This window comes from Rhodococcus sp. MS16 (assembly GCF_013277795.1).
GTDB lineage: Bacteria > Actinomycetota > Actinomycetes > Mycobacteriales > Mycobacteriaceae > Rhodococcus_F > Rhodococcus_F globerula.
Genome location: NZ_VBTM01000003.1, coordinates 912,058 through 936,834 on the forward strand (window position 1 = coordinate 912,058; position 24,777 = coordinate 936,834).

At 62.2% G+C, this 24,777-nt stretch carries 22 protein-coding genes; 9 read left to right on the top strand and 13 right to left on the bottom strand.

From position 1 onward, the window contains the following. Window positions 1-25: 25 nt before the first annotated feature. The 5 genes from FEZ60_RS09305 to FEZ60_RS09325 form a co-directional block, all read right to left on the bottom strand. On the bottom strand, window positions 26-913 hold the full coding sequence (locus FEZ60_RS09305; protein ID WP_172935951.1) for an HAD family hydrolase: 888 nt from the start codon (window positions 911-913) through the stop codon (window positions 26-28). Then, on the bottom strand, window positions 910-2,019 hold the full coding sequence (locus FEZ60_RS09310; protein WP_172935952.1) for a cysteine protease StiP family protein: 1,110 nt from the start codon (window positions 2,017-2,019) through the stop codon (window positions 910-912). The genes FEZ60_RS09305 and FEZ60_RS09310 overlap by 4 nt, the downstream gene beginning before the upstream one ends. Beyond that, window positions 2,016-3,299, bottom strand: coding sequence for a phosphoribosyltransferase family protein (locus FEZ60_RS09315; RefSeq protein WP_141486595.1), 1,284 nt, complete (start codon window positions 3,297-3,299; stop codon window positions 2,016-2,018). Before FEZ60_RS09315 ends, FEZ60_RS09310 begins: the two co-directional genes overlap by 4 nt. Continuing rightward, complete coding sequence (locus FEZ60_RS09320) at window positions 3,296-4,453, bottom strand: HpcH/HpaI aldolase/citrate lyase family protein (RefSeq protein ID WP_172935953.1); 1,158 nt, start codon at window positions 4,451-4,453, stop codon at window positions 3,296-3,298. The genes FEZ60_RS09315 and FEZ60_RS09320 overlap by 4 nt, the downstream gene beginning before the upstream one ends. 110 nt (window positions 4,454-4,563) lie before the next feature. After that, a complete protein-coding gene (locus FEZ60_RS09325; protein ID WP_033236375.1) occupies window positions 4,564-5,709 on the bottom strand; it encodes a hypothetical protein in 1,146 nt (381 codons plus the stop codon). A gap of 243 nt (window positions 5,710-5,952) precedes the next feature. On the opposite strand from FEZ60_RS09325, the gene FEZ60_RS09330 reads away from it, so the two are divergent. After that, entirely contained in the window at window positions 5,953-6,528 is a 576-nt protein-coding gene (locus FEZ60_RS09330; protein ID WP_033236300.1) for a TerD family protein, read from the top strand. A 139-nt stretch (window positions 6,529-6,667) separates the two neighbouring features. After that, complete coding sequence (locus FEZ60_RS09335; RefSeq protein ID WP_033236299.1) at window positions 6,668-7,789, top strand: DUF475 domain-containing protein; 1,122 nt, start codon at window positions 6,668-6,670, stop codon at window positions 7,787-7,789. 180 nt (window positions 7,790-7,969) lie between these two features. Here FEZ60_RS09335 and FEZ60_RS09340 read toward each other — a convergent pair whose 3' ends face one another. Then, window positions 7,970-8,611 carry a TetR family transcriptional regulator gene (locus FEZ60_RS09340; protein ID WP_172935954.1) on the bottom strand — a complete coding sequence of 214 codons (642 nt, stop codon included), beginning with the start codon at window positions 8,609-8,611 and terminating at the stop codon, window positions 7,970-7,972. A 68-nt stretch (window positions 8,612-8,679) separates the two neighbouring features. Here FEZ60_RS09340 and FEZ60_RS09345 point away from each other — a divergent pair, with 68 nt between their 5' ends. The 3 genes from FEZ60_RS09345 (at window position 8,680) to dszD (ending at window position 10,904) form a co-directional block, all read left to right on the top strand. After that, window positions 8,680-9,783 (top strand): hypothetical protein, encoded by a 1,104-nt coding sequence (locus FEZ60_RS09345; RefSeq protein ID WP_172935955.1) that lies wholly within the window; start codon window positions 8,680-8,682, stop codon window positions 9,781-9,783. Window positions 9,784-9,799: 16 nt separating this feature from the next. Continuing rightward, window positions 9,800-10,273: a YbaK/EbsC family protein gene (locus FEZ60_RS09350; RefSeq protein ID WP_033236297.1), complete on the top strand. Its 474-nt coding sequence runs from the start codon at window positions 9,800-9,802 to the stop codon at window positions 10,271-10,273. Window positions 10,274-10,334: 61 nt separating this feature from the next. Continuing rightward, window positions 10,335-10,904, top strand: a complete 570-nt coding sequence (gene dszD, locus FEZ60_RS09355; protein ID WP_033236296.1) for an NADH:FMN oxidoreductase DszD — start codon at window positions 10,335-10,337, stop codon at window positions 10,902-10,904. A gap of 60 nt (window positions 10,905-10,964) precedes the next feature. Here dszD and FEZ60_RS09360 read toward each other — a convergent pair whose 3' ends face one another. Both FEZ60_RS09360 and gabT read right to left on the bottom strand, forming a co-directional pair. Beyond that, window positions 10,965-12,410, bottom strand: coding sequence for an NAD-dependent succinate-semialdehyde dehydrogenase (locus FEZ60_RS09360; protein WP_033236295.1), 1,446 nt, complete (start codon window positions 12,408-12,410; stop codon window positions 10,965-10,967). A 1-nt stretch (window position 12,411) separates the two neighbouring features. Beyond that, window positions 12,412-13,776 carry a 4-aminobutyrate--2-oxoglutarate transaminase gene (gene gabT, locus FEZ60_RS09365; protein ID WP_033236294.1) on the bottom strand — a complete coding sequence of 455 codons (1,365 nt, stop codon included), beginning with the start codon at window positions 13,774-13,776 and terminating at the stop codon, window positions 12,412-12,414. 128 nt (window positions 13,777-13,904) lie between these two features. Here gabT and FEZ60_RS09370 point away from each other — a divergent pair, with 128 nt between their 5' ends. Then, on the top strand, window positions 13,905-15,422 hold the full coding sequence (locus tag FEZ60_RS09370) for a PucR family transcriptional regulator ligand-binding domain-containing protein (protein ID WP_172935956.1): 1,518 nt from the start codon (window positions 13,905-13,907) through the stop codon (window positions 15,420-15,422). Here the strand turns inward: FEZ60_RS09370 and FEZ60_RS09375 are convergent. The 4 genes from FEZ60_RS09375 to FEZ60_RS09390 all read right to left on the bottom strand — a co-directional run bounded on the left by FEZ60_RS09375 (window position 15,399) and on the right by FEZ60_RS09390 (window position 21,916). Continuing rightward, window positions 15,399-18,527 (bottom strand): NAD-glutamate dehydrogenase domain-containing protein, encoded by a 3,129-nt coding sequence (locus FEZ60_RS09375; protein WP_033236292.1) that lies wholly within the window; start codon window positions 18,525-18,527, stop codon window positions 15,399-15,401. The genes FEZ60_RS09370 and FEZ60_RS09375 overlap by 24 nt on opposite strands. Before the next feature lie 130 nt (window positions 18,528-18,657). Then, window positions 18,658-20,346: an NAD(P)/FAD-dependent oxidoreductase gene (locus tag FEZ60_RS09380; protein ID WP_045068264.1), complete on the bottom strand. Its 1,689-nt coding sequence runs from the start codon at window positions 20,344-20,346 to the stop codon at window positions 18,658-18,660. Next, complete coding sequence (locus tag FEZ60_RS09385; RefSeq protein ID WP_172935957.1) at window positions 20,343-21,179, bottom strand: carbon-nitrogen hydrolase family protein; 837 nt, start codon at window positions 21,177-21,179, stop codon at window positions 20,343-20,345. The genes FEZ60_RS09380 and FEZ60_RS09385 overlap by 4 nt, the downstream gene beginning before the upstream one ends. A 113-nt stretch (window positions 21,180-21,292) precedes the next feature. Continuing rightward, complete coding sequence (locus FEZ60_RS09390) at window positions 21,293-21,916, bottom strand: XRE family transcriptional regulator (protein ID WP_092806789.1); 624 nt, start codon at window positions 21,914-21,916, stop codon at window positions 21,293-21,295. Window positions 21,917-22,054: 138 nt separating this feature from the next. Here FEZ60_RS09390 and speB point away from each other — a divergent pair, with 138 nt between their 5' ends. Next, complete coding sequence (gene speB, locus FEZ60_RS09395) at window positions 22,055-23,011, top strand: agmatinase (protein ID WP_172935958.1); 957 nt, start codon at window positions 22,055-22,057, stop codon at window positions 23,009-23,011. On the opposite strand, the gene FEZ60_RS09400 is transcribed toward speB, so the two are convergent. Beyond that, entirely contained in the window at window positions 22,975-23,709 is a 735-nt protein-coding gene (locus FEZ60_RS09400; RefSeq protein WP_242484474.1) for a class I SAM-dependent methyltransferase, read from the bottom strand. The two genes, speB and FEZ60_RS09400, sit on opposite strands and share 37 nt — an antisense overlap. A 157-nt stretch (window positions 23,710-23,866) precedes the next feature. Between FEZ60_RS09400 and FEZ60_RS09405 the strand changes: the two genes are divergently transcribed. Together FEZ60_RS09405 and FEZ60_RS09410 are read left to right on the top strand one after the other, a co-directional pair. Then, complete coding sequence (locus FEZ60_RS09405; RefSeq protein ID WP_033236287.1) at window positions 23,867-24,085, top strand: hypothetical protein; 219 nt, start codon at window positions 23,867-23,869, stop codon at window positions 24,083-24,085. 220 nt (window positions 24,086-24,305) lie between these two features. After that, the gene (locus FEZ60_RS09410; protein ID WP_172935960.1) at window positions 24,306-24,725 is read left to right on the top strand and encodes a hypothetical protein; all 420 of its coding nucleotides are present in this window, start codon (window positions 24,306-24,308) and stop codon (window positions 24,723-24,725) included. Window positions 24,726-24,777: the final 52 nt, after the last annotated feature.

Sequence of the window (24,777 nt, forward strand, 5' to 3'; positions counted from 1 at the left end):
CATCTCCTTCATTTCAGAGCGTGCATTACTTAGAGAGCTGCTCGGACTCTTGCGGTGTTCCGACCGTCATCGCGGCAACGTGGGCGGAGAACCAACGCACAATCTCCGCACTCGCCGCGATACCGGATCCTTCTGTCACAGTAACGGTCGGCCGTTGCCAGTTGAGTTCTTCCAGCTCACCGTGCCGGGGCCGGATCGCGAAGTCCGCATATTCGAGCATGTCCGCATCGAGTGCACCGTCTCCGGCCGACAGGACAGTGGCGTCCGGCGTGAGTTCGCCCGCGTCGACGAGGCGGGCTCGCACCTCGGCGAGGGCTCGAGATTTCGAGACCGCGTCCGGCATCGTGTAGATCTTCCGGCCTTGTCGCGAGACGTTCCAACCGCGTGAGGTGCACCAGGCACTCCAGTCCGCTTCGAAATCGGCCGGGATGGTCGACAAGTCCACTACCAAGTACGGGAACAGCTCGTCTGCCACCCGCATGGAACTGACCCAGCTGACGTCGATGCGGGTTTCCAGTTCACTGTAAACGTGCGCCAGCTCCATCCCGGCAGTGCGGGTCGATCGGTCGATCTCGCTGCGCCAGCGGAGATCGGGCTTTCCGTCCACCAGGATGTTGCCGCCGTTGCTCGTGATCGCGTATTTCCACGGAGCGCCCGGCAGGTCGATGCGCTGGAACTGCGCGATAGTCCGGGTGGTCGTGGGAATCACCGGCGTTGCCGCGCTGAGCGCCCGGAGCTGATCGATGGTCTCGGTGCTCATGTGGGACAGCGGACCGCCGTCGTAGTACTCGACGCACACGTAGTGCTGTGCCGAGGTCAGATCGGTGCCGGTGGGATCCCCGCCGATCGCGTTTTTCGAATAGATCATCGTGCGATCCAGATCGGTCGCAACCAGTACCGGTGACGCACTCATGTGATGTCCTTGATCAATCCGACGCAGGAGTACGCAAGATCGGGTACTTCCTCGACCGGGACGCCGCGAGCTTCGGCCAGCAGACGGATGTGTGCGTGTTCGGGTGCTCTGCTCTCGCGAACGAGCACCTTCCAGGGCAGTCGGCGAAGCAGCACGCGGGTGGTCTCGCCGACACCCGGTTTCACGAAGTTCACGGTCGAAATCCCGTATTCCGCCTGCACCTTCTCCACCGATTCCCAGCCTGCCCAGGTCGGTGTCCGATCCGAAGCGCGCACAGCGGCAAGTGAATCCGCGACATCACTCCGTACGTTGTCGAATTCCGCCGAGACGACGTCGAGTAGACGGTTGGACACATCGACGTCGGCCAGATCGGCGTAGAACTTCGCGCCGTGAAAGTCCCCGGGTCCGATGAGGGTGTCGTTGAGAACCGTCCGTGAGACCAGACCGGACACAGTCGAATTGAGGCACGCCGACGCGATCAGGAAATCGTCTCGGGTGCCGTAGGTCCGAACGCAGTATCCGGGATCCGCGAGAACAGCGAGGTCCGGATTGAATTCGGCGCCGCCCGCCGCATGATATTCGGCGAGAGCGGCCTCGAGTTCCCGGGCAATAGCACCCTTGCCCGTCCAGCCGTCGACAAAGACGATGTTCGACGCATCATGATGGCGCGCAAGATAATCGAGCGCGACAGAATCGATGCCTTTACCCCGCACGATCGACACGGCGTAGTGCGGCAAGGTCAATCCGTGGACGTGCTGCGCCCACCGCCGCATCAAAATTCCCACCGGAGTGCCCGCGCGGGCCAGCGAGACCAATACGACGTCGGAGCCGCGCTCGGCCAGCACCAGGTCTGTGACCGTTCCGACCGCACGCGCCAACCTGGGCGCACTCTCCGACAACACGGTTTCGAACAGTTCGCGATACGCCGCATCGGGCTGGTACTCGATGGGAAGGGATTCGGCATAATGTGCTTCACCCGACTGAATACGCTTCTCCCGCAGCGCAACGTCCGCCTCGAGGTCTACATGAGACAGGTCCTTGAGCAACCATGTCACTTCATCGGGTGCATACGAACCGAACTCGGGTCCGACCAGAGGCGCCGTCATGTGCCTTCACCTTCTCTCGAATCCCGCAACGTCGACGGGTCTGCGCCGCGCACCGTTGCCACGACAACATCGGTCCCGGCATTTCTCAGTGCCTCCACGACACCGCCGGACGCCATCAGGCGATCGGTGTCGGCAGGTTCGTCCACGATCAGCACGACAAGTGCGTCGACGGCCACGTCCGGCCACTGCGCGTTGTACAGAAAGCGCGGCTCGTTCTCGCCGGATTCCGGTGCGACAAAGGTGAATCCACGACGCAGCGGGTAGCCCACATGGTCCATGACGTATGCCGGAGACCGCGTGGTCGTCTGGTACCGCACCTGGCGGCCGCCGCGTTCGAGACCGCTCGCAATGCGAAGAGGGAGATACATCAACTCTTCGTGACCGACCACGATCAGTGCACGGTCTGGTGCCACCGTCGAATCCAGAACCCTGACAGCGGCTTCGACCGCGCTGTCGAAACCTGCCGAATCCGCGTCGAGGAATCCGTGACGGCCTCCGTCCGGTACTGCCGCCGGCCACGGAATGTCCACTCTGGTGACCGAACCGCGATCGGTACCGGCAATATTGAGAGTGGGAGCATCCAGCGCCGTCACTCGTTCCGTCAGACCGAGCGGCAGAACAGTGGAACCCGATGCGAGACTGACGTAATCGATAGCCACTCCCAATTCTGCCGCGGCAGCCTCACTGGCCGCGCGATGCTCGTCGGTTCTCATGTCCACCAGCGAGGCCACGACGTACCGCTCGCGCGGGCACTGGCCGTGCAGTGCGCGAATGGCATCGATAGCTGTTGCACCGGTCGATATTTCGTCGTCTACCAACACCAGGGGCAAATTGTTCTCGAACAGTTCCGCCGACGTCGGTTGCATCAGGTGACTTGTCGCATGCGAGTGCCCCTCCTCGAACCCGGCCAACGTAGTAGCCCCTGGTACGTCGCGGCGCGTCGAATGCAAGTAGCAGTGAGCATGCAGGCGGGCAGCAACACAATGGCCCAAACCTGTTGCAGTTTCGGCAAATCCGAGCACAACAACGTCAACGCCGACGCCCAGGCGCTCGCGCACCAGATCACCCAGATCGTCGGCGGCCCCGATGACAACCGATGGCGGCGTCGGGATGTGCTTGCCGAGTACCGTCGACACCAACAGGTGCGCACGGCGCGGATTGCGACGCAGTCCGGGAATCACCAACTCCGGCACCGTCCGTCCGACAGCGGAGTCGCCGTGTACAAGATCCAATCCGAATTCTTCTGTGGCCCAGGGAACCGACCCCACGCTGCTGGTCATCGATCAACCAACGCCGTCAGCAGTTCGACAAACGTGATCCCCTTGTTGGTCACGCCGAAAACACGTGCACGCAAGGCTGTCTGCCTAGCCCAGTTGCGGTGCGGCTTCATCTCGTTCATCTTGTTCCGGTAGCCGGACGCCTGCACCCCACCCACCTCGACGCCCAAAATGTCGAGAGCGTCGTGGTACTCCTCATGGGTGACTGCGGACAACGCATTGACCGCGGCAACGTGCGACGGGTGGATAACCGTCTTACCTTGAATGCCGTTGGCCCGATCCAAAGCGATTTCCCGCAACAAACCGTCCAGGTCGCGGCTCACCAAGTGCTGCCGGAACCGCACCGCGTCGTGCTCCTCGAACGGCGTCGCACGCAGCATCGGGCGGAACATACGCTCGTGGTCCGCGAAGTACTCCCACACCGGCCCGGTGATGACAAAACCCGAACCATCGGCTCGGCCAAGGTAATTGACGATGTCGGCGATGACATCGACAACTACACGCACGTCGTAGATCGTCAAGTCGCGGTCACGGCGGATACCGAACGTGCTGCACATGTCGGTGGCGCCGATGCGAACCGCGAGAATGCGATCCCGATGACGAGCCAGAAGCTCTTGGACACTGCGCAATTCATGATCGCGGGTATCACGGTGTACCAGTTCCGGCGATTCGAGCACGGGCATGGCGTACAGATGCTTTCCGAGCGCTTCCGACGCGTCAGCGACGGCATCGAGGAATGACTCGCCGGATTCACTCCCGAATTTCGGGATGACAAATCCGGTCAGCGCAGCGCGCCCAATCGTCAGCGATTGTGCAATGTCCGCGATGTCGGACACTTCACGGACCCGGACGAAGAGCAACATGCCGACCGCATCCGTTGCCGCGATCTTGTCGAGCGCGGCCACGGCATTGGCCCGCGCAGTTTCCACCTCGTCGTCCGCGACGGCGTCCTCGAGATCGAGAACCATCGAACTGACACCTTCGCCAGCGCGCTTCTCCACGATCTCGGCCAACCCTGCCCGCGTGGCGGGAACGTAGAGAGTCGCGCCCAAAGCGATCGCCAGCAGGTCTCGCTCGTCGGAGTCGCTGAAGGTCCGGGGAGCATGCAGGAACAGTTGTTCCCGCACATCATCCTCGAGGTGTTGAAAGTGCTGCATGTCTCTTCTCTCTATGACCGATGGCAATTCCACGTTTCATCCCCCACTTGATTTTTCGGGTGTCCATCCCGATCCCCCGATCGGCCCCGACCTGCATATTCAGTTCTTGGTCAGCGTCTTCCTGCTTGCGTTCGCATCTTTTCGACGACTTCGGCGATGAACGCCGAAACCGAATCCAACTGCATGACATACGACCAGTAGTCCGGATGAGTTCCCGTCAGTGACGCAGCCGCCCGTTCGATCCGCGCCAACTGCGCATCGAGCACGGACCCCCATTCCGCCACCAAACCGTGATTGACGGCAAACATCTGCGCGTCTTTCAAACGAAAACGGACCTGACGCTCTTTTTCTGTCGGATCTGCCCGAACTGCCCGAAGTGTTGTCAAACGATCCGTCACAGCATCGACGCAGGCTTCCGCCTCGGCAAGATGAAGACGCGCATCTGCCATCAACGCCAACGCATGTTCCGGATTGCCCACATCCAAAGCCTGCATTGCCTCGTTCAAATCGGCAGCGGCGTTATCGATATGTTCACGACTCCGACTGCTGTTGTTGACCAGATCTGCTGAACTCGCGGCATTGAACTCCCGGAGCAATGCCGAATACGCAGGGTCGAGGCGGTCCACCCGCGTTCGCACCGCCGCCAGCCTCGTCGACACAGCCGACACCGTCGTCTGCGCATGTCGCTGTGTGGACGGTGCCTGGGCCAATGCTTCCGTGAGTGCTGCTGCCGCGGCGTTGACCCGCTCGGCTTCGACCCGGATTTCGTCTGCCCGCTCACCGTGTTCCGCCCGAGCGAGCGCGGCAACGGACGCGTCCAGATGCTCCGACGACGCAACTACCGACGGGTACTCGCAATAGCGCCGATCGGTATCACTCAACGCGCGGCGAGCGGCTTCGGCAGCCGTGCGCGCCTGCTGACCGAGAACCGGAATCGTGGACATCGTCGCCGTGGCCTGCTCGAGGTGGCTTCGATTGCCGTTGTAGAAGGCATCAATGCTTTGAGCTGCGGATACCAGTTCGGCCACCGACTTCTCGAAGGCCGCAGTGGCAGTGCGCGCATCACGATGGAGAGCTTGGTCGTTCCCGTACTGCTCGCTCGTGGACAGGTAGTTCGACACCGCCACGTAGCACTTGTCCCTCACCGGTTTCCAGGCCTCGCCCAGACCACGCTCGGGGAAGAGCTCGGTCGACGCTTTGACAGCAGCGGAAGCAATCGTCTGACGCTTGTCCATGTCGAGAAACGCCGAGACCATCGCAGTCTGCGCCTCCCGCGCACGACTGATCGACTCCTCCACGCTCACCCCCCGATTGAAGCGCTCCGACCATCTGCCTACCACGATTGAATCCTACGGGGCCGACTGCTTGCGCTTCCGTTTCGATTTCCACTGTTACCGCAGCCACACCCGAAGTGCCGTTAGGGTGGAGGAGGTAAACACATTCCCAAGACGGCCAATCGTCGTCGCGGGCCATGTCTCTTCTCTTGAAAGGACCCCTGAATGGGCGTCAGCTTGACCAAAGGCGGCAATGTCTCTCTCACGAAGGAGGCCCCGAACCTGACCGCAGTGGTTGTCGGCCTGGGCTGGGACGCACGTTCCACCACCGGCGCAGCCTTCGACCTCGACGCCAGCGCAATCGGCGCAGGTGCAGACAAGAAGGTCGTCTCCGACCAGCACTTCATCTTCTTCAACAACCTGCGTTCGCCCGACGGCTCGATCGAGCACAAGGGTGACAACACCGACGGTGAAGGCGAAGGCGACGACGAGCAGATCGACGTGAACCTCGCCGCTGTTCCGGCCAACATCGAGAGCGTCGTCTTCCCCGTCTCGATCTACGACGCAGAAGCACGCTCGCAGTCCTTCGGCCAGGTCCGCAACGCGTACATCCGCGTTGTCGACAAGTCCAACGGCAACGAACTTGCCCGCTACGACCTGTCCGAGGACGCCTCCACCGAGACCGCCATGGTCTTCGGCGAGCTGTACCGCAACGGCGCAGAGTGGAAGTTCCGCGCTATCGGCCAGGGCTACGCCTCGGGCCTCGCGGGCATCGCACGCGACTACGGCGTCAACGTCTGATAGTCGACCTACCGTCGAGCTGACCAAAGGGAGAGTTCCGCAGTACGCTGTGGAACTCTCCCCGGCTTCGTATCGATTGCGGTGAGATAACCGCTGCAGTAACCACTGCGCACTGACCAACTAGAAAGGGCCACGCTCCGTGGTACTGCGAATATTCGGTTTATCGATCGGCATTTCGATCATCGCGATGATCGTCGCGTTCATCTACGGCGGACCCGAGGCTCTGTTCCTCGTTGTCATCCTGTCAATTCTGGAAATTTCGCTTTCCTTCGACAACGCCGTCATCAATGCCACCGTTCTGCGAAGAATGAGTGATTTCTGGCAGAAAATCTTCCTCACCGTCGGCATCGTGATCGCGGTGTTCGGTATGCGTCTGGTGTTCCCGCTTGTCATCGTGTGGGCGGCATCGGGCCTGGGTCCGATCGCGGCACTCGACCTCGCGCTGAACCCGCCGGCCGACGACGCCGCCTACTTCCCCAACGGCGATCCGAGCTACGAAACACTGATCACCGACGCTCACCCGACCATCGCCGCCTTCGGTGGCATGTTCCTGCTGATGCTGTTCCTCGGCTTCATCTTCGAAGAGCGTGAGATCACCTGGCTGTCCTGGCTCGAGAAGCCCCTTGCGCGGATCGGCAAGCTGGATCAGCTCGCAGTTGTCGTTGCCGGCCTCACTCTGGTTCTGGCAGGTTCGTTCCTCGCCGCAGACGACAAGGTCACGACGGTCATGATCTCCGGCGTGCTCGGCATGATCACGTACATCGCCGTCAACGGGTTGGGTGAACTCTTCAACCTTCCCGAAGAGGACGAAGACGAAGAGACCGTCAGGTCCGGCGGACCCACCGAGCTGGCCAAGGCAACAGGTAAGGCCGGATTCTTCCTGTTCCTGTACCTCGAGGTCCTCGACGCGTCCTTCTCCTTCGACGGCGTCATCGGCGCGTTTGCGATCACCTCGGACCCGATCATCATCGCTCTCGGCCTCGGCTTTGTCGGCGCGATGTTCGTCCGCTCCATCACCGTCTTCCTCGTCCGCAAGGGCACGCTGTCCGATTACGTCTACCTCGAGCACGGCGCTCACTGGGCCATCGGCGCTCTGGCCGTCATCCTGATGGTGTCCATCGGTGTTCACATCAACGAGATCATCACCGGCCTTGTTGGTGTCTTCTTGATCGGCGCGGCCTTTATCAGCAGCGTTATCCGAAACAAGCGGATCGCGAACGAAGATCCGAAACTCGACGAGAACACTCCAGCAACAGTCTGAGTTTCTTTGCTCGAACGCCCGCGGCCGATTCCGGTCGCGGGCGTTTTGTTTGCTATGTCGGAATTGATGCGGTTGCCGCGCGGCTAATGTTCAGCCGCGCGGCTAGTTGTCCCTGCGGGCGCACAATTGGCGCGCGGCGCCGAATATCCGCGACTGCGACGCCACCCAGACGCCGATGCGTTAGCTGGTTGGCAAACCGGCCCGCGCGACTGCGCCTGCAAACAGAGCGGTCACTGCGGCGCCCATTGCTTGTTGATCGACTTCTTCCGGGTCCACGGAGTGTTCGAGAACCAATCCGGATATCAAGGCCATCAAGGAGATTGCGGTAGTCCGCACATCGAAGGCATCCTCGACGCCCCATTCCCGGGCTCGCGCTCCGATCAATTCCACCAGTTGACTACGTAGGTGCCGACGCTCTCGGAGGTACGCCTGGGCGATCTGGGGGTCACGTCCGGCGAGGACCCCGAATTCGAGGACGAGCAGCAACCACCCGGGGTTGCCGGCCATCCACGACGCGATTGCCTCGCCACCCTTACCGGCCGCGTCGGTGGGACTCATGCCGGCGATTTCGGCGAGCACTCTCCCGGCAAGTTCGAGTGACCGTTGCGCAAAAAGTTCGGCAAACAGATCTTGTTTGGAATCGAAGTTGGAGTAGACGGCGCCCTTCGTGAAGCCCGCTCGGCGGGCCACTTCGGTGAGACGTGCAGCACTGAATCCTTGCTCCCCAAATTCTTCCGCCGCAGCGTCGAGCAGTCTTTGCCGCACAACGTCGCGTCCGGGGCGGGTTACCGGTACGAAGTCCGGTTGACGGGATTCAGTCACGATACCTAGAGTATTCAATACCTCGGGTATTGACAAGCTCTTTACTTTCGACAAGATCAGGACTCATCGTGACCACAACGCATCCGGCACACGCCGCACCGGAAACACCCACGCCGCAGCACGAACACCCCAGCGACAACTTGCTGGCCAAATACGGCGCCCCGAAAGTCATGGTCGCGCTGTTCGTCGGCATGATCCTGCTCCAGATGGGCTTCATCCTCAGCTATGTCGCCGCGTTCCATCAGCCGACGCCACGTGACATCGAGATTGTGGTCATCGCAGATCAGGGCACACCGGCCGGCATGGATCAGCAGGTCGCCGACAAGCTCAACGCCATCGACGGCAGCCCGCTCGACGCGCGCGTTGGCGACAACACCGCCGCAGCGCGTCGGATGCTCCACGATCGCGAGATCCAGGGTGCGTTTGTCATCAATCCGGCGGGAGCCGACACCCTGATCACCGCCAGCGCGGGCGGTAGCTCCATTGCGACGTCACTCGAATCCATCTTTGCCCAGGTCGAGAGCAGCCAGAACCGCGAGTTCGTGGTGCGCGACGAGATCCCGGTGGGCGCTCACGACAACCGCGGCCTGTCCGGCTTCTACCTCTCGATCGGCTGGGTTGTGGGCGGCTACCTCTTTGCCGCAGCAATCGGCCTGTTCATCGGTGCACCGAAGACGCTTCGCCAGGCAGCTGCGCATACCGGTGTGATCGCCGTGTACTCGGTGATTTCCGGGGCGTTTGGCGCACTCATCACGTCGCATGTTCTCGGGACCTTTGCCGGGCACTGGCTCCCGCTCTCGCTGCTGGGAAGTGCCGTCGTGTTCGGTACGGCAATGTTCACGGTCGGACTCCGCGCGGCAATCGGCGTTCTCGCCGTCCCGTTGGCGATCGCAGTGTTTGTCATCCTCGGCAATCCCAGTGCCGGAGGCGCTTTCGGCTCGAATGTGCTCCCGTCGTTCTATGCCGCGATCGGCCGGTGGATCACTCCGGGCGCCGGCACCGAGGGTGTTCGAAGCATCGTGTACTTCGGCAACGTCGGAGTCGGCCAGCCCGTGCTGACGCTTTTCCTGTACGCCGTGGTCGGCGCCGCCATGTTGTTCGGATTTACAATCAGGAAGAACCGAAAGTCCGCCGACACAGTGCCAACTCCGGCTGTGACAATCGCCGACTAGTCCTACTCTTGAATTCATGACGAGCCTCCTCCACCCCAACGCCTCGCACGTCGCCGAAACCCTGATCGCTCGCGGTCATCACGGCGTCATCGTCACGCAAGCCGACGCGACGCACACTGCCGAAGAAGCAGCGGCAGCTGTCGGGGTGGAGGTGGGCGCGATCACCAAGTCACTCGTCTTCCTACTCGACGACGATCCAGTGTTGTTGCTGGTCTCAGGCGCGCACCAGGTGAATCTGCAGGCAACGGGTGAGCGCCTCGAAGGCAAACTGACCCGGGCTCCGCTGGAGATGGCCAAGGCCGCAACGGGTCAACCCATCGGCGGAGTGGCGCCGCTCGGGCACCCCACCAACCTGCCGACGTACGTCGACACCGCGCTCGAGCAGTATCCGATCCTGTGGGCCGCGGCGGGCCATCCGAACACAGTCTTCCGCACGACGTATCCGGAACTGCTGCGCATCACGGCCGGCCTTGCCGTGGATATGGACTAAGGACGGTCAGACGCGCGCTTATAGTGGGTCGAAAGACCAAATTTCCCACCGGAGAGCCCCGTTGACTGACACGCCGAACGATATTTCCAACCCAACCACACCCGACGCGACCACCGCGCCCGAGTTGTCCACCGGCATCTGCGCCGCCGACTACCGGGCCGCACTGGGCCGTCACCCCGCGGGAGTCACTGTTGTCACCCTCGACTCCGGCACCGGACCGGTAGGGTTCACGGCGACCTCGTTCTCGTCGCTCTCGCTCGAGCCGCCGCTCGTGTCGTTCAACATCGCGGAGACGTCGTCGAGCATCACCGCCCTGAAGGCCGCAAAGTCCTTGGTGATTCATCTTCTCGGTGAACACCAACAACATTTGGCCCAGCGCTTTGCGCGCAGCGCCGATCAGCGTTTTGCCGATCAATCACTCTGGGCTGTCCTCGATACCGGCGAGCCGGTTCTGCACGGCACGCCCAGTTGGATGCGCGTCACGGTCGATCAGTTGATTCCGGTGGGCGACCACACCCTTGTTGTCGGGCTTGTCACCCGAGTTCACGCCGACGAAGACGATGATTCCGCCGCGGCGCCGCTTCTTTATCACGAGGGCAAGTACTACCGCCCCACTCCGCTGGGACAATAACCTCGAACAACGAAGGCCTCGCCGGGAATCCGGCGAGGCCTTCGTTGTTCGCGGAAGAACTTACAGCGCTACGTACTTGGTGTCGAGGTACTCGTCGATACCTTCGGTTCCGCCTTCGCGACCGAAGCCTGATTCCTTGACACCACCGAACGGTGCTGCGGCATCGGAGATCGCGCCGCGGTTGACGCCGACCATGCCGGTGTCCAGCTTCGCCGAGACGCGCATCGCGCGATCGATGTCACGGGTGTAGAAGTACGCCACAAGCCCGAACTCGGTGTTGTTCGCTGCGGCGATGGCTTCGTCTTCGGTGTCGAAACCGACTACGGCTGCAACAGGTCCGAAGATTTCTTCCTTCAGCAGGCGCGCGTCGGCGGGCACCTGGTCGAGAACGGTCGGGGTGAAGAAGAACCCCGGGCCTTCGGGCGCCGATCCACCGGTGCGAACGCGCGCACCCTTGGACACGGCGTCGTCGACGAGTCCGGTGACGGTGGCGAGTTGCTTGGTGTTGATCAGCGGGCCGATGTTGGTACCCTCGGCGTCACCTGCGCCCACCTTCAAGGCCGCAACCTTGGCGGTGAACTTGTCGGTGAATTCTTCGCGCACCGAGTTGGCAACGTAAATGCGGTTAGCTGCGGTGCACGCCTCGCCGCCGTTACGCATCTTCGCAAGCATCGCACCGTCGACAGCTGCATCGATGTCGGCATCGTCGAAGACGATGAACGGAGCGTTGCCACCCAGTTCCATGGACGTGCGGAGAAGCTTGTCAGCGGCATTGCGCACCAACAGCTTTCCGACGCCGGTGGAACCGGTGAACGTAACCTTGCGCAGACGTGCGTCTTCCATCAGCGGTCCGCTGATAGCTGCGGCGTCGGAGGTCGGGAGGATCGAGAGCACACCGTCAGGCAGGCCGGCGTCGGCAAATACCTGGCCGAGAAGCTGCATGGTGAGCGGAGTGTCCTCGGCCGGCTTGACGATGATGGTGCAGCCGGCCGCAAGTGCCGGTCCGATCTTTCGGGTTCCCATGGCCAACGGGAAATTCCACGGCGTGATCGCCAGAACCGGTCCGACGGCTTCTTTGGTGACAAGGATGCGACCGTTACCGGCCGGAGCCTGTGTGAAACGTCCACCGATGCGGACGGCTTCCTCACTGAACCAACGCAGGAACTCGCCACCGTAGTTGACCTCACCGCGACTCTCGGCCAACGACTTACCCATTTCCAGGGTCATCATCAGCGCGAAGTCCTCGGCGCGGGCGTGCAACAACTCGAACGCGCGACGCAAGATCTCGCCACGGTTCCGAGCAGGCGTCGCGGCCCAATCATCTTGTGCCGCAGCAGCGAGATCGAGGGCGCGGATACCGTCAGCTGCAGTGGCGTCGGCTACCTGAGCCAACTCTTCGCCGGTTGCCGGGTTGTAGACCGCAAAGGTCTTCTCGGCCGGCGTGAGCTTGCCGCCCAGCCAGAGACCTTGGGGTACGGAATCGAGAAGTTCCGAGACGTTCGACATGTCAGTTCTCCTGTGCTGCAGTGCGAATAGCAGACTCGAGGACGGTCAGGGCGTCGTCGAGCAGTTCTTCGGAAATGACCAACGGAGGGAGTAGACGAATGACGTTACCGTAAGTGCCGCACGTGAGGATCACAACGCCTGCCGCGAGGCACGCAGCTGCGATGGCCTTCGTGATGTCGGCATCCGGCTCCTGTCCGCCGGGCTTGACCAGCTCGATGGCGAGCATGGCGCCGCGTCCACGAACGTCGCCGATGACGTCGAGTTCCTTTGCCAGCGCGTTCATTCGACCGACGACGGTGGTCTCGATGGTGCGGGCGCGACCACAGAGGTCCAGCTCGTGCATCTGGTCGATGGATGCCAGCGCCGCGGCGCAGGCGACGGGGTTACCGCCGTACGTGCCGCCGAGACCGCCCGGGTGGACTGCGTCGATCAGGTCGGCGCGGCCTGTGACAGCTGCGAGCGGCATGCCGCCGGCGATGCCCTTGGCAAGCGTGACCAGGTCCGGGACGATTCCCTCGTGGTCGCTGGCGAACCAGGCACCGGTGCGAGCAAAGCCTGCCTGGACCTCGTCGGCGATGAAGACGACACCGTTTTCCTTGGCCCACGCGACGAGCGTCGGGAGGAATCCTTCTGCGGGAACGATGAATCCGCCCTCACCCTGGATGGGCTCGATGAGGATGGCTGCCGTGTTCGACGCGCCGATCTGCTTCTCGATCATCGTGATGGCGCGCTGTGCGGCCTGCTCACCGGTGATCTTCGAACCGTCGACGTTCAGGCCCTCGCGGTACGGGTAGGACATCGGAACGCGGTAGACCTCGGGGGCAAAGGGACCGAAGCCACTCTTGTACGGCATGGATTTTGCCGTCAGTGCCATCGTGAGGTTGGTGCGGCCGTGGTACGCGTGATCGAACACCACAACGGCGTCGCGACCCGTTGCGTGACGCGCGATCTTGACGGCGTTCTCGACGGCTTCGGCGCCGGAGTTGAACAGAACGGAACGCTTCTCGTGGTCACCGGGGGTGAGTTCGGCCAGGCGCTCGGCGACCTCGATGTAGCCCTCGTACGGAGCGACCATGAAACAGGTGTGGGTGAAGTGTGCAACCTGATCCTGAACTGCGGCGACAACAGCCGGGTTGGATGCACCGACGCTGGTCACGGCGATACCGGCACCGAGATCGACGAGCGAGTTGCCGTCGACATCGACGATCACTCCGCCGTCCGCGTCAGCGACGTACACCGGAAGGGTGGACGCGACGCCTGCTCCGACAACCTTCTTACGACGCTCTGCGAGCGCAGCCGAGCGCGGGCCCGGGAACTCCGTGACGATGCGACGTTCCTGCGGAAGCCGGTATTCGATTGCACTCATGTGACCACCCTCTCGGTTGTGTATTGCATTCGAGTATGCGACGCGCGAGCACCATCGAGCAGTGCCGAAATGGATATCTACATACTCAGGCCTACTCCATATCGGCAGCTCCCGCTAGCCTTGAACTCGTGACCGTTCCGATCTCCTGGCTACTGCGTCAGAAGCACCTGTCGCTGACATTGCTGACCGACCCGTCGTCATCCACTCAGCCGGTCACGTTTGCACAGGCCACAGAGCTGACGGACCCCACTCCGTGGCTCTCGGGCGGGGAACTGGTGCTCACTACCGGGCTTGCATTCGTGGGCGCTACTGCCGCTGATTTTGCCGACTACGTCGACCGTTTGGCGTCGGCGGAAGTGTCAGCACTGGGGTTCGGAACGGGACTTTCTCACAAAGAGGTCCCGCCGGAACTTCTCGCAGCTGCCCGCGGTCGCGGACTTCCCCTGCTCGACGTTCCGTTCACCACCCCGTTCGCGGCAGTCACCCGCGCGGTGATGACCCGGCTGAGTCAGCAGGAGTACGAGTCCGTCCTGCGCGCGGCAGAAGTACAGACGCGCATCACCCGGGTTGCGCTGCGCGGCGGTGTCTCCGCGATCGTGCGCGAACTGGCCACGGCGACAAAAACTTCGGTTGCGTTTGTCGGCGACCGCATTACCGCCGTACATCCCGCAAATCAGAAGTCGCTGATCGCCGAGGTGCGTGCCGTGGCCGCGACCACTCGCGATCCCAATGCACCGGCATCGATTTCGCAGAGCACCCCCGAGCGGACGCTTACGCTCTCCCCGGTCGGCGTGATCGACAGTTGGCACGGCTACCTTGCACTGGCCGGTTCGGGGCCACTGAGCAACATCGACAGAGTGCTTCTCGGACATGCTGTTTCACTGTTGACCCTGGAACTCGAGAAGCCAGTGCGCCTGCGGGCCGAACGATCCAAACTGAACTCGATGGCATTCGGACTGCTACTCGACGGACGAATCGCCGAAGACTCCGTGCCGTCGTATCTCGGCGAAGCGAGCGACACCAACGGATTGGTACGCGTCGTCCACATCCGAGGATCAGCGCTGGGACCTGCTCTACGCGAGCTGGACAGCGCACTTGCACGCGCAGGAAGGCCTCTTTTTGCCCAAGTGGAGAACACCGCACTCACCGTGCTGCTTCGTGGCACCGATACCGTCGACACCGCACAAGCGCTTCTGGCGCAGCTGTCTCCGAGCGAATCCAAAGCTGTTCGCGCCGGGATCAGCACGCCGCACCCAATCCTCGACGCTTCGCGCGCACTTGTCCAAGCCCGCGCTGCAGCCAACCTCACAACGGCTACAGCGCGCATTCTCGAATTCGATGCACTGACGGGTTCGACGATTCTTGCGTCCGAACCCGCAAGAGAAGCGCTTGTTGCCATGGCCGCCGACACGATTCCCGTGCTGACCGAACACGACGACAAACACGGAACAGCCCTCGCGATCTCGCTCCGCGCCTACCTCGAGGCCAACGGCCAATGGGAATCTGCCGCTTCCGAACTCGGTATCCACCGGCACACTCTCCGAGGTCGCATCACCCGCGTCGAAGAACTCTTGCGATGCGACCTCGGCGAGGCCAGGGTCAGAGCTGAACTGCTGCTGTCGCTACTCGCTTGGGAGAGCCGCTGACAAGAACGACGATGTGCCGCGGATCAGCAGTTCGAGTTCCGCGTCGACGGTGCACAGTCGCGCAGTGTCGAGCGAACCGCTGCGGCGAACACTGGACATCAACGTCGTAAATCGGTGCACAGCATCGAGATTGGCGCTCGACCACCGCTGCACCACACCGTCGCGATCGTCGTCGAGAGCACCTGATACCAGATCCGCGAATCGCGTCGTCAATCGAGCATGAACGGCAGCGCTGCCCATGACCTCCCAGTGTGAAGCTCCGACGGCAACGTCGACGCCGCCGAGTACGTCACCCAGATCAAGCTCTGCAGCGAGCTCACGGTAGACGGTCGCAGCCGCCTGGACCGACGTATTCTCCTGCAGTGCAAGGTCGGCCAACGCCAGAGCTCCGAAGGACACCTCGATACGTTCGCTCGAGTTCAGCCCCGCCGTGAGTTCGCGCACCGGCCCCGACCATCGATCGATGTCTGCCCGCGGGTTCACCGCAAACCGTCCGGCCGCTCCTGGCCGTCGCAGCACCCAGCTCATTTCGGACTCGAGCAACTGTTGCAGTCGATCAAGTGCCTGAAGTTGTTCGGCAGCATCAAGATCGGAGTTCAGAATGTCGCGGCGCAGACCCTCGGTGCCGAGCACCTCACTGACCACCGCATACGCCAACGACGCTTCCGGGCTGCGCACACCCAAGTGCTCTTCCAGCCGGAACAGCACACCCGGCCCTACGCGGTTGACCAGTTCGTCGACCACCGAAGTGATGATGATGTCGCGTCCGAGTCGGTGCGCCTGCACAGCCTCTGGCGCTGCCTCGACCACCGACGGCGGGAAGTACTGCGTCAGCCGGTCGGCAAAGATCTTGTTGTCAGGGGCCTCGGAAGCACCCAACTCGGCAGTCAGCACATTCTTCGACTGAGCAACCAGCACAGCAAGTTCGGGGCGAAGAAGCCCCTGACCTGCCCGGGCCCGCACGGCAAGCGACTTGGCATCCGGCAGCGATTCTTCGACGCGTTTCATGGCGCCCGCCGCAATCAGATTCTCGATCAGCCGCTCGTGCTGGTCGAGAAGTGCCGGTGCCCGATGCTCGGCCAGGCTGATGGCAAGGGTTTGATCCTCGCTGGCCTTCAGTACCGACGCGGCTACCTCGTCCTGGGCCGACGCCAGAAGCGCATTTCGTGAGCCGGAATCCAACCCTGCAAGAGCGATCTTGATGTTGACCTCTCGGTCCGACGTCGCAACACCGGCCGCATTGTCGATGAAGTCGGCGTTGATTCGTCCACCGCCGGCAGAGTATTCGATCCGCGCGCGCTGTGTGAAACCGAGATTGCCGCCCTCCCCCACCACGCCGGCACGCAATTCGTCCGCACTCACACGAACACCGTCGTTGGACGGATCGGCCGCGTCGACGTTGCTCTCGCCCGACGCCTTCACGTAGGTGCCAACGCCCCCGTTCCACAACAGGTCGACCGGCGCACACAGGATCGCCCGGATCAATTCCTGCGGGGTGAGCTTCTCCTCGGTGATTCCGAGTGCGTCGCGGGCCTCGCGCGGAAGACTGATGGACTTTGCGCTGCGCGGCCACACGCCGCCGCCGCTCGATATCACGGTGCGATCGAAGTCGTCCCAGGACGAGCGCGGCACGGTGAAGAGGCGGGCGCGTTCACTGAACGTGGCCTCCAGGTCCGGGTTCGGGTCGATGAAGATGTGGCGGTGGTCGAACGCCGCAACCAGACGAATCTTGTGCGAGAGCAACATTCCGTTGCCGAACACGTCGCCGGACATGTCGCCGATCCCCGCGACGGTGAAAGGATCAGTGTCGACGTCCACACCACGTTCGGCAAAATGGCGTCGCACAGCCACCCACGCGCCGCGGGCGGTGATGCCCATGGCCTTGTGGTCGTAGCCGGCCGAACCACCCGACGCAAAGGCGTCGCCCAGCCAGAAACCACGCTCGATCGCAATGCCGTTCGCCACGTCGGAGAACCGGGCGGTTCCCTTGTCCGCTGCCACGACAAGATACGAGTCTTCACCGTCGTAGGCGATCACTTCGGCCGGATGTACCGGCGAGCCGTCGACGATGTTGTCCACCACGTCGAGCAGTCCGCGAATGAACGTGCTGTACGACTCCTGCACCTGGTCCGGTGTGGGCGTGGATGTTCCGCGCACGACAAAAGCGCCCTTGGCTCCGGTCGGAACGATGGGCGAGTTCTTGACACTCTGGGTTTTCATGAGGCTCAAGGCCTCGGTGCGGAAGTCCTCGAAGCGATCGGACCATCGCAGGCCGCCACGGGCCACCGACGAGCTACGCAGGTGAACGCCCTCGACGTTGGGTGCGCTGACGTAGATCTCGCGGAACGGAACGGTTTTCTGCGGCGTCGACAGAACCTGGGAGTCGATCTTGAACGACGCATACGACAGCGGATTGCCGGCGCCGTCGCGCAGGTACCAGTTGGTCCGCAATGTTGCCTGGAGAAACGAGCGAACACCGCGAAGAACCCGATCTTCGTCGAGAGTGTCTGCGCTGTCGACCAACTCGTCGATCAAGGTGATCGCGGCGGCAACCGCCACACTGCGCTTCGGCACTGCCGGGTCGAATCGCGCAGTGAACAGTCCGAGTGCCGCCCGAACGAATAGGGGCTTCGCTTGCAGTACTCCCACGATGTAGCCTTCGGACAGCCCGATGCGTGCCTGCGCGAGGAACCGGCACGCCGCGCGCAGCAACTCTGCGTCACGCCACGTGATGTCGGCTCGGCCGATCAGGCTGGAGAAGTTGTCCATCCGGGTCCTACCGGCAACAACAGCTTCGAAAGCCGAGGCCATCTTCTCGAGTGCACCGCCGTCGAAGGCGCAGGGCTCGAAGGTGAAATGATGCGCCGATCCGAGAACTGTCGGAAGCGGGCGGTGCGTCGACACTCGAAGTCCGAGGGATTCGAAGTTCTCGCACAGGTCGGAGAGGGAGGGCTCTCCGGACGGCCACAGAACCACGCCGGTCAGTTCGTCGCCCTGACGAAATACCAGTCGTTGCCCTGCTGCTGCCAACTCGGCAACCAGTCCCAACGCTGGATCCGCTGAGTCCGCGAATTCTGACTTGGTTGCCGTTGATGTGCTCGCCATTGAACACCCTCCTGGAAAGTATTGGATCCGAACACTTTCCAGTGTTACGTGCATCACCGAATAAAGTTCGTGCCCGATAGGAGTACAAACCCTCCCCGGACACGACAATCCGGCAGTTGCAAATCTCGGGTCAGTCACCCAGCCGGATCGGCGCCAGATCCGCAAAGACGTCCCCAGGACCAGGATTCCCGGACGGCGTAGAACCGCCCAGATGGTGGACGACGCCCCACACTGCGTTGATCGCCGTCTGGATCGCTCCCTCGGCCCAGCCCGCCGTCCAGGAGATGTCATCGCCCGCGAGGAAGATTCCGCGATGACGCGGTTCCAGGTCACTTTGCACGAAGTGCGAGAACAGCCGCTCCTGGTACCGGTAATGCCCGGGCAGATTTGCCTTGAAGGCACCCATGAAGTCGCGTTCGGTTTCCCAGGACAGCGTGACCGGACTGGAGATGATGTGACTACGGAAATCGACGCCGGGGTAGATCTCTTCCAAGGAGCGCAACATGATCTCCATGCGCTCGGTAGCGTTCAGCGCCAACAACTTCAACGAATCATCCGACCACGTGTACGACAGACAGATCAGGCCGGGTTTCCCTTCCCCTTGATCGAGGAGGTACGTGCCGCGACTCATGCGGTCGGTCAGTGTCATAGACACCGAATCGCGACCGGTCTCGGGATCCTTGTCTTTCCAGAACGGACGATCGACAAGAACAAATACCTTGGTCGAGCCCATGTAATGGGTTCGCTCGATCGCAGTCCAGTGATCGATCGGGAACAGATCGTCGGCGCAGCGGATGTTGTTGAGAAGCATCCAGCTCTGCACAGTCACAATGGCACTCGCATATGTTCGGATGAAACCCTCGGCATCGACAACCGTGAACCGACACGGTTCGGTACGTCGCAGTTCAGTGACACGGGGCCGCGTTTTCCCGCCATTCAGCGAAGAAACCGTTGTGCCTGCCGGCCAGTGCCTCATCTGCGCGGGGGTTCGGTCCCACAGCCGCAACGGCAACTGCTGCGATCCACCGACGATGCCACGGTGATCGTCATCGGCTGCTGTGATGACCACACGAAGGATCTCGAGGATCGAATTGGGATAATCCGTATCCCAGCCGCCGGTACCAAATCCTACCTGCCCGAACACTTCCCGCATATGAAAGGACTTGAAGTGCTTCGACGCGGCGAGGAATCCGTAGAACGTCTGGTCGTCGTATCGCACCACCAACTCGTTCCAGATCCGCTTGATCTCAGCGGTATCGCGGTCCCGAATTGCCTGCTGCATGGGAATCAAATCGGCGTAGTCTTCCAGAGTGCGTGCCCACGCCTGTGCGACCTCGGTGAAGATCGGCGGCAAATCCTCGAGTGTGTGCGCATAGTGGCTTTCGCCCTTGAGGTCGATGACGGTACTCGGGGTCACCTCCGCCAGCGGGTTGGCGAACTCCTGGGTCTCTAGCGCCATCTCGTCGAGGTAGTGGAAGAGCGTTGTCGACGACGGCGGGAATCGCATCGCACCCATTTCCGCCACTACGCCCGGGTAGCCGTCGAATTCGACCGAGCGCATTCGGCCGCCAATCTGATCTGCCTCGTAGACAACCGGTTTGAGTCCGATTCTGAGCAGCTCGTACGCCGCGATCATGCCGGCAAGCCCGCCGCCGATCACCGCGATTTCGGTACCGAACGCGACGTCGGGCACCGATCCCAACCCAGCCGGGTCGGCCACGTAATCGTCGTAGGCAAAGGGAAAGTCGGGGCCGAACATCGTCAGCGGAGGCAACGGCCCCGGCTCGGAGGAACTGTCCGGAGCTACGGGAACGGTCATCGGCGGCCCTCTCGCTGGGAGCGATAGTCGGGATACAGATCGAGTCGACGATCATCGAGATGTGTATTGAGCGAACGTGATCGAGTGACAACCGCGGCGGAGATATCGGTAAGAATCAGTTCCTGCGCGGCACCCGCTCGGGCCAGTTCCCTACCGGTCGGATCGATCGCACACGACAACCCGCAATAGGTGAGTTCGGACTCCGAACCACAGCGATTGACGTAGGTCACAAACATCTGGTTCTCGTAGGCACGAGCCGGAACAACTTGCTGTGCAATGTGTTCGTACGGAGCCATCAGTCCGGTGGGCACGATCAACCACTGGGTTCCGGCATCAGCATGGGCACGAACAGCTTCGGGGAATTCGACGTCGTAACAGATCAACAGACCACACCGGATTCCGTCGAGATCGAATCCGATAACCAAAGTGTCGCCTGGCACAAAATTCTCACGATCGAGCGCCCCGAAGAGATGCGTCTTGCGGTAGTTGGCAAGCGAGAGGCCGTTGCGCCCTACTACCTGCACGCTGTTGTAGACATCGCTGCCGGAGAGTTCAGGATAGCCGTAGACAATGGTGATTCCGGTGCTGACCGCGACCGCCGCAATCGCATCGAAGATCGGTCCGTCCGCCGGTTCCGCGCGCGTTCCGACCAGTCCAGCGATGTTGTATCCCGTTGCGGACATCTCCGGCGTCACCAGGATGGATGCCCCCGACGCCGCCACTGCGCGTGCTGCGGCCCCGATCGCCTCCACATTGCACTCCACCGACGCAATGGCATCTTTCGACGTGAGCGGGCCTTGAAACAGTCCGACACGGAGGGAATCGACCTTCATCGTGCGCTCCTCGAGAAGTTCCGTGACGTCAGTATGCGACGGGGACGACTACAAAGGGTGATCGGCAACGACCAATCTGTCAACTAGAGTTTCCTAAAAATCAACCTGGGATATCAGGCAGGAACGCGTGGACCCTCAGGCAAAGCCGGATTCAACACCCACAGAACCTTGGCCTGCACGGTGCCCTCAGCCGAGAAACTGTGGTTGTGACGCGGAGCAAAGGTGAACGAATCCCCCACCTGGAGGACCACGTCCTCCGCGTCGACGGACTCACTTTCCGGGTCGGTTCTCCCACCCTCGAACGACACCCGCAAACCACCTTCGAGGACGTGAACGAAGTTCACATCGGCCGGCAGACTGTAGTACTCCCGCCCACTTCCCCCACCGGGTTCGATTTCGCTCATCAGCACCTGGATGCGACGCTCATTCGACGGCGTGAGCAGGAATTCCGCCATCTTTTCGCCGCCAAAGCTGATCTGTGGCCTAGCGTCGGCGCGCACCACCTCACCTGCTGTCGCGTTCTCGAACAGCGAGCCGACGGGGATCTCCAGTGCAGCGCACACCTTGATCAGGGTCGCCACCGACGCGTTGACGTGATCGCGCTCGAGTTTCGACAGGTATCCCTTGGTCACTCCGCACGAAGCGGCCAGGTCGTCGAGGGTCAACCGCTTCGACTGACGGGCAGCCTTGAGCCTGGCCCCGATCTGCGGCCCACCAGGCTCCGAGCTGTCCTTCATCTTCACCACGCGGTAACTCCTTCAACACAATCTGTCCCTTATAGGAAACAAGAGTTGACAAATAGGCTTCTTGAAGAAACCATACTTGCACAGAGAGCTACATCACCGATGTGCCGTTCACAAGCAGGGACCCCACACATGGCCACCAACGACGCCGGATCATTCATCGGCCCAGTCGACGCGACTCGAGTCCCCCGATACGCCGAACCGACCACCTTTGCGCGCCTGCCGCGTCTGGACGAGGTGTCGCGCGCCGACGTGACCATCCTGGGGATCCCCTTCGACTCAGGGGTCAGCTACCGTCCCGGCGCGCGCTTCGGCCCTGGTCACATCCGCGCTGCGTCGAAGTTGCTGCGTCCGTACAACCCGGCTTTGAAGGTCTCCCCCTTCGCCAACCAGCAGGTTGCCGACTTCGGCGACATCGGCGTCAACCCCTTCGACATCCAGGAAGCGTTGACGACGATTCAATCCGCGGTCACCGACCTGCGCGCCGACGGCTCCTCGGTGCTCACACTCGGTGGCGACCACACCATCGCGCTGCCGATCCTGCGATCACTCGCACGCGATCACGGACCCATCGCCGTGCTGCACTTCGATGCCCACCTCGATACGTGGGACACCTATTTCGGCCAACCCTTCACGCACGGAACACCTTTCCGCCGCGCCAGCGAAGAGGGCCTCATCGACATGGAGCGCTCACAGCACATCGGCATCCGCGGACCGCTCTACAGCGAGAAGGACCTCGAGGACGACCGAGTGCTCGGCTTCCAGGTGATTCGCAGCGACGACTACGAGGTCGACGGCGTCGCCAGCATCGTCGATCGCATGCGTAAGCGCCTCGACGGTGGCCCGGTGTATGTCTCGGTCGACATCGACGTACTCGATCCCGCCCACGCTCCGGGTACCGGAACACCCGAAGCGGGCGGCATGACGTCGCGCGAATTGCTGAACACACTGCGAGGTTTGGTGGGCCTCAACGTGGTCGGCGCCGACATCGTCGAAGTCGCGCCGGCATACGACCACGCCGAGATCACCGGTATCGCAGCGGCTCACGTCGCTTACGAGCTGCTGTCGGTACTCGCACTCAATCGCTGAAGCAGCACAACGGTATCCGTGGTGTGATGCATCTCGGGGTTCGCGGGAAGATCGCGCTCCCGCGACTCCGAGACCAACACCTTCCACCCATCCGTGAACAGCGACTCCACGTAGTCCGGCGTGTGCAGCATTGCCCGATGGTGCTCCGTCGGCGACTCGTGGGGCGAGTGGCCGACAATCAGCAGATGGCCACCCGGCGCAACCAGTTCACCGAGCGCTCGGAACAGTTCCCCGCGTGCGGGTTCGAGCATGTGAAAGAACTGCGCGGACACCAGATCAAACGAACGGCCCTGCGGATCCCACTTGGTCAGGTCTGCTTCCAGCCACTCGATATCAACGCCAGAGCCCTCGACGTGGGCCTTAGCGCGACTGAGCGCCACCGACGAAATATCCGTGCCCGTGACCTTCCACCCGCGGCGTGCCAACCACAGAGCGTCGGCGCCCTCGCCGCAGCCGACGTCGAGTGCGGTACCCGGCGCGAGGTCGGAAGCCTCGGCGATCAACTGCGGGTTGGGGTTTCCGCTCCACCGTGCTGGGCGTTCCTCATACAGCGAGTTCCAGAATTGGGCATCCGCCTTGGCATACGGGTTCTCGGTCGCGTCAGCGTGGTTGTCGTGGTTCTGGTGTGCGTGGTCATGGTGTTCGTGGTCATGGTGTTCGTGGTCATGGTGTTCGTGGTCATGGTGTTCGGGGCTCATGCATTCCAGGATGAGTAATCTCCACGGTTGGTGCAACGTTCCTTGCCGAAACAGCAAATGACGCCTACGCGACTCGGACTGCGTCCCGCTTCGCGTTTGTCTCAGAGAAGTCGGAGTCGGCCTCGCCCGCCGCGTCACACCCACAGAGAACGGATTTATGGCATGCTCCGCTGGACCGGCACTCGTTCGATTCTCGGGAAAGGACCTCGCGATAGCCGCTCCTCGCGCTGATGTCGCCCTTGCCGTCGCGGCCGCGACGGTCCTCGGTGTTGGTATCGGAGTCCTTCTCACCGACGTTCTTGCGGGCCTCGCTGTCGGCCTTGGCGCTGCGGTCTTGTTCCGTTTTGCGCTTCGGATGATCAATACCCGCAGGTGACGGCTGCGGAATAACTTCCAGGACCCGGTCGTTGTACTGGCTGTCGGTGTTCGGTTCTTTGCCCCGGGTACCACCCCAGAAATGCCGCTTCGAGCGGCCACTTGCCGAGAGGCGCAAGGCGGGCACTGACACTTGCGAAGCCGTCGACACCATCAGGTGCCGACGGTTTCCTAATCTCCAGGCCCACCGGCGGTCAGACAGATGTGAGAATATGCGGCGTATGTCTGCCATCACCGATTACTTCGCAGCCCCCTCGGATGCCGCCGCAGCCACCGCATTGGACGACGGGCCGATCGACCCTGTGCAAGCCAAGGGCGTCGACCCGATCGTCTCGCTCAGCCGCCTCGAGTCGGTGCTCACCGGCAAGGCATATGACGAGATCACAGCCGGACCCAGGCGAGGATCGCTGGTTGCCGTCAACGACGACGGCGACGCCTACGTCCTGACCGTCGCCGACGAACTACGGGACGCACTAGCCGGTTTGGATGCCGAAGGTGTGATGGCAGCGGCTCGCGCTTGGGCAATCGACGAGACGGTCGAGCCTTCCGAGGAATCGGTGCCATTTCTCGCCGCGCTTGCCGAACTGGCAACCGGGGCAGTGCACCGTGGCGACCGCATCTACTGCCACATGGTCATCTGAGCGTATGTACGAGGACGGAACCGTCCGGATCGACGAGCACGGCATCACAGTC